Source organism: Pseudoalteromonas sp. UBA2102, assembly GCF_002331165.1.
GTDB classification, from domain to species: Bacteria; Pseudomonadota; Gammaproteobacteria; order Enterobacterales; family Alteromonadaceae; genus Pseudoalteromonas; species Pseudoalteromonas atlantica.
On record NZ_DCYU01000077.1, the window covers coordinates 1 to 13,361 of the forward strand.

Sequence of the window (13,361 nt, forward strand, 5' to 3'; positions counted from 1 at the left end):
AGCTGTTAGCTGTTAGCTGTTAGCTGTTAGCTGTTAGCTGTTAGCTGTTAGTCAGAATAAATTATTAAGCATCGCGTTTACAATAAATACGGTTATATTTTATTAGTAGGCGTGAAGCTTGCTCACGCAATTGAAACATTTATACTTTTATACCTAGGCGCCTACAACGTTACCCTCTAGAGCGCAGCGTCTCTTAACCTCTTTGTGAATTAGTATTTTTATTTTTTCATAAAGAGAAGTAAGTGAGAAGCAAATGAGAAAACATACAAGTAGCAGCGATTTCACCTCGCTTCAGACATTTTGCATTAATAAATATACGCAGAATAAATTCCAAATATGCCAGCAAGCTGCGCCTCTGAAAAATAAAACTTAACCTCAAAGCTCATTTGGGCTAAAAATGTAGCTCTTACCCATACTAAATAACGACTTATCTACGCGGGTTTGAGTGTTTTTCTTTCTTACTTAGTTATTTATTGCTAACCTCGCATTAACGTTTTTTACTTAAACAATTTTTTGCTAACGGAATAATTATGCTAAAAAAAATATCGCTACTTGTCGGGATGGCAATCAGTGCAAATGTAATGGCTAAAGGCGGGGTTTCACCTTATTTACCTTTAAATCAAGTTCCTGAGCTTGAACATCAAGTACAACGCCTTTTAGCTGTAAGTAAAAACACACACATAATGAGTAAGCCCTATAAAGCGCATGATATCTATAGAGTGCTACAGACAGTTAGGCATACTTACCCTGAGTTATATCAAACGCTTTCTTATCAGCTTAGTCCATATGTACAAAGCGACGCAGGCGCTTTTGCAAAGTTAACCATTGCTGCAGGCACTAAAAACAAAACACTGCCAAACCAGCGCGGGCAAACCACAAAAACCAACTTAATTGTTGAAGGCGGTGCATACGCAAACTTTGGCCGCCACTTTGGTGTAAGTGTGGCAGGCATAGCCAACGAAGACGAAATACTTCCAACACAAAGTTTTGTTTACCTAGGTTATAAATACGCACAACTAGATATTGGCTACCGTGAACATTGGTACTCTCCCTTTGAAGACAGCGCCATGCTACTAAGCACACAAGCTAAAACAACACCTTCTATAACAATAAGTAACGTAGAGCCAATCACTAGCTTTAAAATTAGATACGACATGTTTATTAGCCAAATGACAGAGCAAAGCGGCATATTAAAAGAAGGTAAACAAACTGGCGTTGAAAGAGTTTACGAGCCGGGCAAGCCCTATTTATTCGGTTTACATACAAGCTTTGCAGCTACCGATAATTTAACCATTGGTTTAAGCCGCTTAATGCAGTTTGGTGGCGGGCCGCGTAGCGTAACACTAAAAGATTTTGCTGAAGGTTTTTTTACCCCAGGTAGTAAAGACAACATAACAACGGCTGATGCAAATGAATTGGGGGATGATTACGAACTAGGCGACCAACTAGGCTCTATTACATTTGAGTACAACAATAGCATTTATTCACTACCATTTGAATTTTATGGTGAAATCGCATTAGAGGATACCTTAGGAGGTACTCGTAATAACGCCTATAGCTTTGGCTTATATTTACCCTTTATTGCAAATAATCATAGCTTACGGTTTGAACATAGTAATTGGCAAAAACTTTGGTACGCTAACGGTATTTATTTAGATGGGAACCGTAACTCTGGTAATGTTATTGGTCACTGGGGTGGTGATGAGCACAACTACACCGACTATACGCCAGCTAAATCAATGAGTATAAATTGGCATTGGCATTTAAGTTCTATAGAAACACTTAATACCACTATCCGTACGCTTGAAAATAAAAACAGCGGCTATAAAGCAGGCTATGAGCTGCAAACAGCCTATACACGTAAGTTAAGCAAACCTATAATGGGGGCACAAAGCTGGGGGGCAGAGCTCTATCAAGGTAAAGATGTATACGGGGAAACATTTTCACGTTTAGCTGTATTTGCAAAATTTTAACGTTTATTAAAAGCGCACCTTAAAGTTTTGCTTTGAATATTTTAGTAGCAGCGAGTTTAACTCGCGTTTGGCACTAATACTCAATACGCGGCATAAAGCCGCGACTACAGCGTTAACTTCTAAAGCGCAGCGTCTCTTAACCTCTTTGTGAATTAATCCTTTAAATTTTTTGTAGGCGTGAAGCTTGCTCACGCAAAACATAATGACTTATCACTAGCAAAATACATACACCCACAAAAAAGCGCGGCATATAGCCGCGCTTACAAATAGTATAGGTTACGCTCTACAATTTTATAAATTTACAACATTATCAGATTTCAAAGTCGACTCATCGTTAATTAATGTAGTTAAGTATTTACCAAAGTCGTCGCCAAGTTTTACATCGCGCATACCGTATTCAACAATCGCTTTTAAGTAACCTAGCTTATCGCCACAGTCGTGCGCTCGCCCACTCATATGAAATGCTTCAACGGTTTCTTGGGTCATTAACGCATCAATAGAGTCTGTTAATTGTATTTCACCACCAGCGCCTACTGACGTTTTAGCAAGAAGCGGCCAAATGTTTTTACTTAATACATAACGACCAACGACAGCAAGGTTTGACGGTGCTTTATCGGCATCGGGTTTTTCAACCATTGTTTTAATTGCCGCACTGTTACCTGGTGTTAGCTGTACACCGTTAATATCAGCAATACCGTATTTGCTTACATCATCTTGTGCTACTGGTTCAAGCATAATTTGACTTGCTTTTGTCTCGTTAAAGCGTTTGATCATCGCGGCTAGGTTTTCAGTTTTTTGATCGGCTGTATAAGCATCAAGTATTACATCAGGGAGCAATACAATAAAATCGTCATCGCCTACAATTGGTTTTGCACACAAAATAGCGTGACCTAAACCTTTAGCTTCACCTTGGCGAACACTCATTACAGTTACATCAGCAGGGCAAATAGAGCGTACTTCTTCAAGTAAAGCACGTTTAACGCGTTTTTCAAGCGTTGCTTCAAGCTCGTAGCTGGTATCAAAGTGGTTTTCTATGGCGTTTTTAGAACTATGTGTTACAAGTACAATGTCTTTAATACCGGCAGCTACACACTCACTCACTATGTATTGAATAAGTGGTTTATCTACAATCGGTAGCATTTCTTTTGGAATTGCTTTAGTCATAGGTAACATGCGTGTGCCAAGGCCAGCAACAGGAATAACAGCTTTCATAGGTAGTCCTTTATTTGTAAATTAATTATTTTTAAGTTAACAGGTTAAATGTAGATGAGGGCTGAATGGGAAAGTTTTAGCTTTTGGTTAAATTAATACTTTTTGAAGCTGTAACCCCTCAATGAATCAAGGATGATACATTGAGGGTAAAATAGATTTAGCAGTATATAAATGTTTAGCAAGATTAATCGCTAATCAATCGCTACCAAATAAATCGCGTGTATACACTTTATCTGCAATATCGCTCAGTTCTTCTACCATACGGTTAGAAACCACCACATCAGATATTTGCTTAAATTCGTTTAAGTCTTTTATTACGCGTGAGTGATAAAACTCATTCTCTTCAAGCACGGGCTCATATACAACAACCTCAATACCTTTTGCTTTAATGCGCTTCATAATGCCTTGAATAGAAGACGCTCTAAAGTTATCAGAACCGCTTTTCATTACTAAACGGTACACACCTACCACTTTAGGGCTGCGTTTAATAATTGAGTCTGCAATAAAGTCTTTACGCGTGGTATTGGCATCTACAATAGCGCCAATAATATTGTTTGGCACATCTTGGTAGTTAGCACGCAGTTGCTTAGTATCTTTTGGTAAACAGTAGCCACCGTAACCAAACGACGGATTGTTATAATGACTGCCAATTCGAGGGTCTAGGCCTACACCTTGTATAATTTGTTTAGAGTTTAAGCCGTGCGCTTCTGCGTAACTATCAAGCTCATTAAAGTAAGCTACACGCATGGCAAGGTAAGTGTTAGAAAATAACTTAATAGCCTCGGCTTCTGTTGAGTCAGTAAATAGCACTTCAACATCTTGCTTAATAGCGCCTTGCTTAAGTAAGTTAGCAAAAATAGTTGCGCGCTCGCTTTGCTCACCTACAACAATACGTGACGGGTGTAAGTTATCGTAAAGCGCTTTGCCTTCACGTAAAAACTCAGGAGAGAATATTAAGTTTTCAGCATTAAGTTGCTGCTTAATATCAGCCGTAAAGCCTACCGGAATAGTCGACTTAATCACCATAACCGCATTAGGGTTATGCGCCATTGTGTCTTTAATTACGGCTTCAACAGAGCTAGTATTAAAGTAGTTGTTTTCAACATCGTAGTCTGTGGGTGTAGCTATAATTACGTAATCAGCGTCTTTATAAGCGGCTACCTTGTCAGTAGTGGCTGTAAAATTTAAGTCGTCACGCGTTAAAAACTCACTAATTTCTGTATCAACAATGGGTGACTGCTTATCGTTTAAAAGAGCTATTTTTTTCTCGTCAATATCAAGCGCAACCACTTCGTTATGTTGCGATAAAAGCATAGCGTTTGAAAGGCCTACATAGCCTGTACCTACCACGGCAATTTTCATGTTATTCCCTTAATGTTTTCATTGGTAATTAATAAGCATAATTTTATCAGAACTGCCCAATATCATCTATTAGATATTGAGCTCCTAGTACCAACACGGTGATGCCGAACTTAAAAATAAAAGGTGAAATTATGCGCGACAAAAGCCGCGCAATCAAAAATTAGCGATATGCAAGATCACAAAAATGAGCTTTTATAGTAACGCTTTAATAGCTTCAGCTATATGCTCTGCTTGTTGTTGTGATACTACTGAGTCTGTAGATTCAACCATTACGCGAATAAGTGGCTCAGTGCCCGATTTGCGTAGTAAAACACGCCCAGAATCAGAAAGTACGATTTCGGCTTCACTCACCGCTTGCTTCACTGAGCTGGTATTTAATATTTCATCCGCATTATTTTGTGATAAGCGTACATTTAAAAGAACTTGCGGTAATTTTTCCATACCTGCTACATATTCTTTCAATGACTGTTTTTGTTGGATTAGTGCAGTTAAAACTAAGAGTGATGCAACAATGCCGTCCCCCGTTGTTGCATAATCTAAATGTAAAATATGACCAGACCCCTCTCCACCCAGTTTCCAGCCAGTACTTTTTAGCTGCTCTACTACATAGCGATCGCCCACTTTAGCGCGCTTAAATGGAATATCCATTTCCTTTAGCGCTAACTCTAACCCAAGATTAGACATGAGCGTGCCAACTACACCACCTTCCATTTTATTCTGTAACTTTGCAGCTTTAGCTAATATATAAAGAATTTGATCCCCGTCAATCACCGTCCCGCTGTCATCCACCAGCATAAGCCTGTCGGCGTCACCATCAAGAGCAATACCAAGGTCTGCTTTATTTTCAATTACAGCGGCTTGTAAACTCTCTAAGTGAGTGGCGCCACATCGCTCATTAATGTTTAAACCATTTGGTTTATCATTAATACTGATCACGTCAGCACCTAACTCTGAATAGACATTAGGAGCAATGTGGTACGCTGCGCCATTGGCGCTATCTACAACAATTTTTAAACCTTCAAGGGTTAAATCTTTTGCAAATATACCTTTGCAAAATTCAATGTAGCGGCCGGCAGCATCGTTAATGCGCCTTGCCTTACCTAAACGCTCAGAGCTTACACACTGCATAGCATTATTATTTAGTGCTTGCTCAAGTAAAGCCTCAATTTCAAGCTCTTGTGCGTCATTTAGTTTAGTGCCAAAATTATTAAAAAATTTAATACCGTTATCATAAAACGGGTTATGCGAAGCACTAATAACCACGCCAGCATCGGCTCTAAAAGTTGAGGCCAAATAAGCTACAGCGGGGGTTGGCATTGGGCCAACAAAAGCTACATTTACACCCGCGGCCGAAAGACCTGCCTCAATAGCAGATTCAAACATGTAGCCACTATTGCGCGTATCTTTACCGATTAAGATTTCTTTAGTACCCGTTGAGCCTAAAACAGTACCTACAGCCCAGCCAAGCTTCATTGCAAAGTCGGGCGTAATAGGAAAAGTACCTACTTTTCCTCTTACGCCATCAGTACCAAAATACTTACGTGACATGGTTATTCCTTATTATTTTCTCAACAATCTTTAAGTGAAGCTTTATAAAAAAGTGAGGCGTGATACTACTGTTTAAGGTGCTAGATTCAAACTTAAATTAATATAGAGAATGTAAATCAAATTCATAGTTATTTTATACATTAGCCTAATAACTTCACTTATAGTAAGCGCTACATATTTGGCTAGCTCAGCTATTCACCCATTGTTGAATATTTCTTTTCTGGTAGGTCTAATTTACGTCTAAAAAAGTTAATTATTTTGCAGTAGTTAATTAAAATCACTAAGTAAATCGCAAACATAGCTATAAAGCTGTAAAACATTAAAAACTCAGGAATAACAAAAATTTCGCCAATTATTCCCACCCCTGCAAATGCAGATGCAATACTACATATTAAAATAAGCGTTTGCGTTGACGAGCAGCCTAAACGTTGGCAAATGTGGTGTAAGTGCTCACGGTCGGGCTTAAAAGGAGATTTACCTTGCTTTATACGGCGTATCATAATTGCAGCCATATCCATAAGAGGTAGAGCAATTAACCATAGTGCAGTTACAGGGCGTATCATTGGGTTGCCAGGTGTTTGGCTTGCACCAATTAATAACCAAATAACAGTAAAGCCAATCATCATACTGCCAGCGTCACCCATAAATACCCTGCGTTCACGCCCTATTAACCCTAAGTTCATCACAATATAAGGGATCATACATACAACTAATAGCAAACATAAGTAGCTTAGGCTCTGCTCATTAGCCAAATTTAATAAAATACCAATAGCGCCAAAAGTTACTACCGATAAACCACCCAGCAAGCCATCTATGCCATCAACCATATTAAACGCATTAATACAACCTATAACAGCCACTACTGTTATAGCAGCACCAATAAACCCATAACTTAACGCTATTTCACCAAACCCTAGTATATTACCCAATGTAACTAATTCAGCCTTAGCAAAATAAATCATCGCTACCGATATAATTGCTTGTACCAGCATGCGTATTTTTACACTTAAATCAAAACGGTCATCTAATGCACCAACAGCTGTTAACCCAACAATACTGCACATATATAAATTTGCATGATTAATCATACCTGGGTGCGAGTATATGTACTGTACTATCGTAATACATATAGCCACGCCGCCGACTAATGGGATATTACCCGTATGTAGCTTTCGGCCAGAGGGTTTATCTACCAACCCCACATTTCGTGCAGCTTTTCGCATAAGGAAAAGTACCGCAAATGCAATAAAAAATGTAAAAAGCAAATCTATAATCATTCAAAATCCTGAATATCATTATAATAATTAAAAGTTAAGCCTACGCTACTTACAATCATCTTATTTTTTTATAAGCATATGCCATAATTTGAACTGGCATAACGTGAAATAACAATCTAGAAGCAATCATCAATACATTCTTCGCCGATACTCTTTTTAGCTTAAACATATATTTAATTCTAATATTAAACTCACTTAAAGCTTTGCTAAAGCCGTGCCGACGAGAAATAGTATTTTCATTTAACCTATAATCTAAAAGAACCTCATTTATATTATGAAACTTAAAGCCTTCTTTCAGTAAAATAAACCATAACGACATGTCCTCAGTTAGCGCAGTATCAACTGGGTATCTAATACCTGTTTTAAAAACTTCAGCACGAAACATCACTGTAGGGTGTATCATTGGACACCTTGTGACACTGAACTCTACCAATTCATCATGACGAATAGGTAAATGCTTTTCGGCTAAGGCAAAAGACGCTCCAAACTCCCGGCAAGAAGTACCACAAATAGACACTGCAGGCATGTGCTCTAGAAGCTTTACTTGTTTATCTATTCTGGACTCATGCGATATATCGTCAGAATCCATTCTAGCAATATATTTTATCGATTTATCTTCTAACATTAACGATATTAAATCATTTAGTGTATTAGCTAGGCCTCTATTTTTTTCAAAGTATAATATATTTAGATTGCTTTCATTTTTAAAAGTTAATAGCAGCTCTTTAAGCTCTTTTGATATCGGCCCATCAATACCTAAATAGATACAAATATTGTTATAAGATTGTGAAAGAATACTGTTTAGGGCATCTTTCAAAAAATCTTTACAGTCACCTCTATAAACTGTCATTAAAATAGCGACCTTAGGATCACTCATACTTCAGATTCCTTTAAAAATAAAAAAGCTTTCCTTTTTAATAGCAAGGCGCTTAAACAGTAAACACCTAAGGATAGAAAAAAGAATTCAATATAAGATGCCACCTGCAGCACATACCCAGTAACAAAAAATAAAGCACATAATATTAAGCTAACTAATTGAGTGTTAAATATTCTCTTAGGCGCACCCACTGCATAAAGTCCGTAGTGGTATATTTGTGACATGTTAAAAAGCCAAAATACAACCCCAGAACAAACAAAACTATAAAAATCTAAATCGCTCACTTTATCAGGAAAAATAAGCTTACTTAAATAAAAGCCAGGTAGAAACATAAAGCTGCAAATTGTAATAATTACACCACCTCCTTTAAGAAAACTGCCAAAGGTCTCGGAGAGGTTTTTTTGATAAGATTTAATTAGCACAGGGGCTTTAAAGACAAAAAAAACAGAATCAAGCAAGCTATTTACTGCAAAAAATATGCTCATGAGCAAAATATAAGTAGCTGCACTATCTATTTCCAGCAATAAACCAGCCAGAGTTCTATCAAAAGTAAAAACGGCTTTTGAACATAAAGCAGAAAGGACTAAAGGAAAAGAAAAAACTATAGCACTCTTCATCCATTTAAAATCAATATAAAAAGTTCTTGCTACAATATAAAAAACGTTGAATCGGTAGTTAGATAAAAGTATAGATAAGGCATTAGATATCAACCAAAAGCTTAAAACTTCTCTAATCCCTACATGATGAGCTGATAAGTTATAAATAAAAATAAGAGACACAAAAACAACAGACTTTAAAAAGTATAACAGAGCTGAGAAAGTGGCTTTCGATTTAAAGACCCATAATCTATAACACTCGTTAAAGAGGTGCTCTGAAATTAGTACAGTTACTAATAAGAAAAAATTTTCTGGTATTAATACATAACTACCAAGCGAAAAAAAATAAGTAAATAAAGTAATAAAGATCATTACTAAATAAACAGAAAAATAAAAACTATATTGTTTAGATATAACTTTTAACAACGAGACCTTACTACCACTCATTGCCACTTTTCTATTAGCATAGTTATAGATATCTAATCCAATAACATATTGTAAATAAGCAATCGTCACAGTTATTATACCGTAACTAATAAAGTCATATGAAGGGAGTATTCTTGCAAGATAAAATAAAGCAAGAAGTTTAAATGATAACGCCCCAATACGAAATAAGAGTGAAATATATTGAGCTTTAATCATTAATGGGCACTTACTATTTTCACTATGTCACTTGAGCTAAATGCAATTGAGTAATGACGACCAATTTCTGCACCGTACTTTTGCAAAAGACGCTCTACTATCTCGCTCTCTGCTTCATCATCGCCCGCTAAATATATAAAATACTTTTTATTTTGCGCACAAATATATGCCAAAGTACTATCATGCATAATAGGCCATGAGACCTCTAAAGGAGAAAGGCCTTTACATATCTCAAAGCTAAATTGAGATTTATTTTTCTTATAATCGTAAAAATCTCTCGGATGAGGTTGCAAAAAAATATTTAAACCCGAAGTGTGCTCAATACAAGCTAAAATTTTTGCCGAAATATGCTCACTTACGGTCGTAAAAAAGCAAATACTGTTTGGGTAAGCTTGTGTTGAAGATTTTGAACGTGGGCTTGGCCCAACCAAGATATCCCCCTCAAAGCCCATAGCTTTGATTCTATTAAACCAAAAATCTCCCCAACACAATAACGGTACCTTGAAAAGCTCTTTCGGTACTTTTCCATAATCTGGATGAAGTTCGTATATAACACCGTGTTGTATTTCTACGCTATTAGAGAGATATTGGACCCTCTCAATTTTGGGTACTACACAGTTGCTGAAATAAACCTTTTTACCCTTAAGAAAAAAGGAAAGTAATTTATTAAAATATAAATCCCCAATTGCAGCTTTTATACACCCTTCATTCTCGTACAAGTTTAAGTCTATTTTTTTTAGTTGAGCTTTCAAGCTTTTATAGTCACGCTTAAAAAGGAAAGGTGAGCAACTTCTAAATAAGAACCTGATTGCCTCAATAATAAATACATTCCCAGCAACTCCATGACCATCCTCTCTTAAAAAGACTAACTTATTTTTAGAAGAGAATAACGCTGAATCTAAAAGCGATAACAAATCATTTCTAGCAGCTAAAAAAATAACAGTTTCAACTTTTGAGAACCGTAAAAAAAGTAGTTTGAAGAAAAAAACAATATCTATAATGCCTAATTTAAACTTAGGTTTGTATTGAGAACTTGGCTGGTTATTATGAGAAAATCTGAAATAACTCCATACAGAAGTACCTCTTATTTTTACATCCCAATAATCATGAAGAAATGGTTTTTGCATACAGACTCACCATTTGTTCATTTGAGAAATTACTTTCGAATAAAGAAATACTATTTGATGCCATACTATCGCGGGTATTAAAATTACTTAGCTTCTCTATAAGCGTACATAACTCGCTAATTAAGCCTTCATCATCTAACGAGGAGAGGAGAAATCCATTATTATTACCCACAGTTAGATGGCACCCTCCTACATCAGTCACTATAGGTACACATCCAGCGCGTATTCCCTCTAGTAGAGCTACAGGAAGCCCCTCTTCAGTACTTAAGCTTAAAATAATATCACCGCTATTGTAGTTTTTAAAAGGAGAATCAGTGTTTCCGTGTAGGGTAACTCGATCTTCAAGGCGGAGCTCTTTAATACGATTTTTTATTTTATGAAAGTCAGGCCCAGCTCCAAATAAATTTACTACAACATTATTCTTATGTAAAAACATTGAGGGTAATTTTGCGATAACCTCAATGAGCAAATATTGCCTTTTCCTTGAACACAAAGAGCCAGTCATGTGGAGATTTAAATTTTCAGATACTTTATAAACTTGCTCTACTTTTGGTATGCCATTGGGTATTAACTGTGGTACAACACCATATTTAGCACCTAATTGAATTCGATTCTCCTCAGACAGCACAACTGTAGATTTAACCCTAGCAAGGCTGGCAGTAAATTCAGATTCAACTTTTCTTAAGAACCTTGTATTGGCAATTTTAGGAAAAACATCTGTCATAAAACTGACTGGATCGTTACTGCCATGAACTACAAAAATAACCTTGCTTAAATTATACCCCTGTTCTTTTAATGTTATTAGGCTCCAGATATCATGAACAATTAAAAAGTCACATTTAGTGTCATTACTGATAAATATTTTGACTAATTTTTTAGCTCTAAATAAGTGGAATAATTTAAAATATAATTTTGCCATTTGGCCAGAAGTATATGACTTTCTCCACAACCACATTCTAAACTCAGATGAAAAAGCCTTTACGTGGCCTTTTAAAGAAGATAGGTAGGTATTTTTAGGTTTAGCAGCTGTAAATTCATCACTTACTGTTAGGCTTTTATCTAAGGAGAAAATAGAGTGAGTCATAGTGTAATTATGCCACGCCCCTTTATCAAGTGACTGGATAACTGAAGCGACTCCAGTTGATGCACAAACAAAACCAGTATATAAGCTAGTTACCTCTTTCATTATAACCCCGCTGATAGCTACTCATTAATAAATGCAAAGCTGCTAAGCTCAATAAAATTACAAATATATTAATATAGTGAGGAAAAAACTCCCCACGCGAAGACCATAAATAATGTTTAGCTAGAAAGAAACCTAGTAAAGCATAAACATAGCTGTCACATTTTCTGGTATCAATTAGCTTCGCAATATACCCAAACAATAAACAACCTATGGAAACACCTATAAAACCAAATTGATATAGCTGTGCATAAATCGATGAACCATAACTTTTACCTTGTTCTAAACATGAAGCGCAACTCAGATAAGTTACTCTCGAGCCAATATTTGCAGTTTCATTGCTTATGAAGCCTTGAACAGAGCTTCGAAAAGGGTTTAGAGTATCAAATAAGGGGGGCAGGTAAGAACCATAAACAAATTCAGGGTTATCCAAAGTTATTTTTAGCCCTATAATAGTTCCAAATTGACCTATGAAGTAATCAAGAATAGAAAACGTAAATATATTAAAGCTTTCTCCCTCTCTATAAAAAAGCATTGCAGCCATGATATATACAGAGATTACGGCTGCTATGGTTAAATAAAAAACCAATTTAATCCTCTTTAATATATTATCGTTTAGTGCGACCCTAGAGTTTAAAGTAACTAAAAAAAGAACCTGAATAATACCCGTCAATATCCAAACCCTTTGTCCCGCTAAACCATGTAGTATTGCTTCTAATAATATAAGAAAAAGTATAACTTTTCTTATCCTATCTGATTTCGACAGCAAGTAAGCAACAGGGGCTAACACAATAAATACATATGCTAAAATAGCTTCTATAAAAGATGATGAATACCCCTTGCTGTAAATAGCTTCAAACCCATGCTCAGATACAAAATTCAGCAATTCATACCTGCGATAAATAATAACCAAAAAGGAGAAAGCAAGAGCTAGTAGTATACCAAACATATATTTACTACTCTGCTGATTAGTATACTCTCTATTAGGCGAGGGCAAAATATACCCAAATAGAAATGAAGTGACACCGACACCGACGAGTAAACTAATTACTTTAATATGTTCTGAGTTTATTATTTCAGGACTAAACTTATAGCTAACCCACTCACCGTTCGAAAATATAGATATATATATCAAAGGCACGGAAAAAACAAAAAAATTCCCTATTAAGAACAAGGATTTAATTGAAACAACATTTTGATATTTAATAAATGAGACGTAAAGAAGTAACCCACCAAAAAATAAATAAAACGGTGCCAAATATTGAACATTTGCATCCAGTATAATCTGCGATGCAGCTAATAATACAGTGCATACGAAAGATATATAAAAGTCTTGTAAAAAGCTCTTATTTATAGGTGACTTCAAGTGAACCCCTAACAAAAAAGCTCATTTGCTAAAGCTGTACCTTTAGTAATATCTATAACTGCTCTTTTTCCTATCACTTCCTTTAAATGCTTTGGCGCTAATCCATAACCTGGACGAATGCTTCTTACATTTTCATGCGTAAATAGCTCCCCCTCAGCAACATCTTTTACTACGTAAAGTGAGCGCCTAAATACCATA

Annotated in this window: 11 protein-coding genes; 1 reads left to right on the forward strand and 10 read right to left on the reverse strand. The window is 36.2% G+C overall.

Features of this window, described 5'->3' with window-relative positions:
* Window positions 1–530 precede the first annotated feature (530 nt).
* A complete protein-coding gene (locus B2R65_RS10875) occupies window positions 531–1,973 on the forward strand; it encodes a capsule assembly Wzi family protein (RefSeq protein WP_286742483.1) in 1,443 nt (480 codons plus the stop codon).
* Window positions 1,974–2,264: 291 nt separating this feature from the next.
* On the opposite strand, the gene galU is transcribed toward B2R65_RS10875, so the two are convergent.
* From galU to B2R65_RS10925, 10 genes are all read right to left on the reverse strand, one after another.
* Window positions 2,265–3,185: a UTP--glucose-1-phosphate uridylyltransferase GalU gene (gene galU, locus B2R65_RS10880; RefSeq protein ID WP_286742486.1), complete on the reverse strand. Its 921-nt coding sequence runs from the start codon at window positions 3,183–3,185 to the stop codon at window positions 2,265–2,267.
* 195 nt (window positions 3,186–3,380) lie between these two features.
* A complete protein-coding gene (locus B2R65_RS10885) occupies window positions 3,381–4,547 on the reverse strand; it encodes a nucleotide sugar dehydrogenase (RefSeq protein ID WP_286742487.1) in 1,167 nt (388 codons plus the stop codon).
* A 192-nt stretch (window positions 4,548–4,739) separates the two neighbouring features.
* Window positions 4,740–6,095, reverse strand: a complete 1,356-nt coding sequence (glmM, locus tag B2R65_RS10890; RefSeq protein ID WP_286742489.1) for a phosphoglucosamine mutase — start codon at window positions 6,093–6,095, stop codon at window positions 4,740–4,742.
* Between the two features lie 191 nt (window positions 6,096–6,286).
* Window positions 6,287–7,372 (reverse strand): UDP-N-acetylglucosamine--undecaprenyl-phosphate N-acetylglucosaminephosphotransferase, encoded by a 1,086-nt coding sequence (wecA, locus tag B2R65_RS10895; RefSeq protein ID WP_286742492.1) that lies wholly within the window; start codon window positions 7,370–7,372, stop codon window positions 6,287–6,289.
* A 55-nt stretch (window positions 7,373–7,427) separates the two neighbouring features.
* On the reverse strand, window positions 7,428–8,249 hold the full coding sequence (locus B2R65_RS10900; protein WP_286742495.1) for a glycosyltransferase: 822 nt from the start codon (window positions 8,247–8,249) through the stop codon (window positions 7,428–7,430).
* Window positions 8,246–9,487 carry an MATE family efflux transporter gene (locus B2R65_RS10905; protein ID WP_286742497.1) on the reverse strand — a complete coding sequence of 414 codons (1,242 nt, stop codon included), beginning with the start codon at window positions 9,485–9,487 and terminating at the stop codon, window positions 8,246–8,248. The genes B2R65_RS10900 and B2R65_RS10905 overlap by 4 nt, the downstream gene beginning before the upstream one ends.
* Complete coding sequence (locus B2R65_RS10910; protein ID WP_286742500.1) at window positions 9,487–10,614, reverse strand: hypothetical protein; 1,128 nt, start codon at window positions 10,612–10,614, stop codon at window positions 9,487–9,489. Before B2R65_RS10910 ends, B2R65_RS10905 begins: the two co-directional genes overlap by 1 nt.
* A complete protein-coding gene (locus B2R65_RS10915; RefSeq protein WP_286742502.1) occupies window positions 10,592–11,800 on the reverse strand; it encodes a glycosyltransferase in 1,209 nt (402 codons plus the stop codon). The genes B2R65_RS10910 and B2R65_RS10915 overlap by 23 nt, the downstream gene beginning before the upstream one ends.
* Entirely contained in the window at window positions 11,784–13,163 is a 1,380-nt protein-coding gene (wzy, locus tag B2R65_RS10920) for an O-antigen polysaccharide polymerase Wzy (RefSeq protein ID WP_286742505.1), read from the reverse strand. The genes B2R65_RS10915 and wzy overlap by 17 nt, the downstream gene beginning before the upstream one ends.
* An 8-nt stretch (window positions 13,164–13,171) precedes the next feature.
* A partial coding sequence (locus B2R65_RS10925; protein WP_286742507.1) for an SAF domain-containing protein occupies window positions 13,172–13,361 on the reverse strand: 190 nt, incomplete at its 5' end.

Coding starts and splice junctions, on each gene's coding strand:
- B2R65_RS10875 (WP_286742483.1), top strand. CDS start 531: ATGCTAAAAAAAATATCGCTACTTGTCGGGATGGCAATCAGTGCAAAT.
- B2R65_RS10905 (WP_286742497.1), bottom strand. CDS start 9,487: ATGATTAAAGCTCAATATATTTCACTCTTATTTCGTATTGGGGCGTTA.
- B2R65_RS10910 (WP_286742500.1), bottom strand. CDS start 10,614: ATGCAAAAACCATTTCTTCATGATTATTGGGATGTAAAAATAAGAGGT.
- glmM (WP_286742489.1), bottom strand. CDS start 6,095: ATGTCACGTAAGTATTTTGGTACTGATGGCGTAAGAGGAAAAGTAGGT.
- wecA (WP_286742492.1), bottom strand. CDS start 7,372: ATGATTATAGATTTGCTTTTTACATTTTTTATTGCATTTGCGGTACTT.
- B2R65_RS10915 (WP_286742502.1), bottom strand. CDS start 11,800: ATGAAAGAGGTAACTAGCTTATATACTGGTTTTGTTTGTGCATCAACT.
- B2R65_RS10885 (WP_286742487.1), bottom strand. CDS start 4,547: ATGAAAATTGCCGTGGTAGGTACAGGCTATGTAGGCCTTTCAAACGCT.
- galU (WP_286742486.1), bottom strand. CDS start 3,185: ATGAAAGCTGTTATTCCTGTTGCTGGCCTTGGCACACGCATGTTACCT.
- B2R65_RS10900 (WP_286742495.1), bottom strand. CDS start 8,249: ATGAGTGATCCTAAGGTCGCTATTTTAATGACAGTTTATAGAGGTGAC.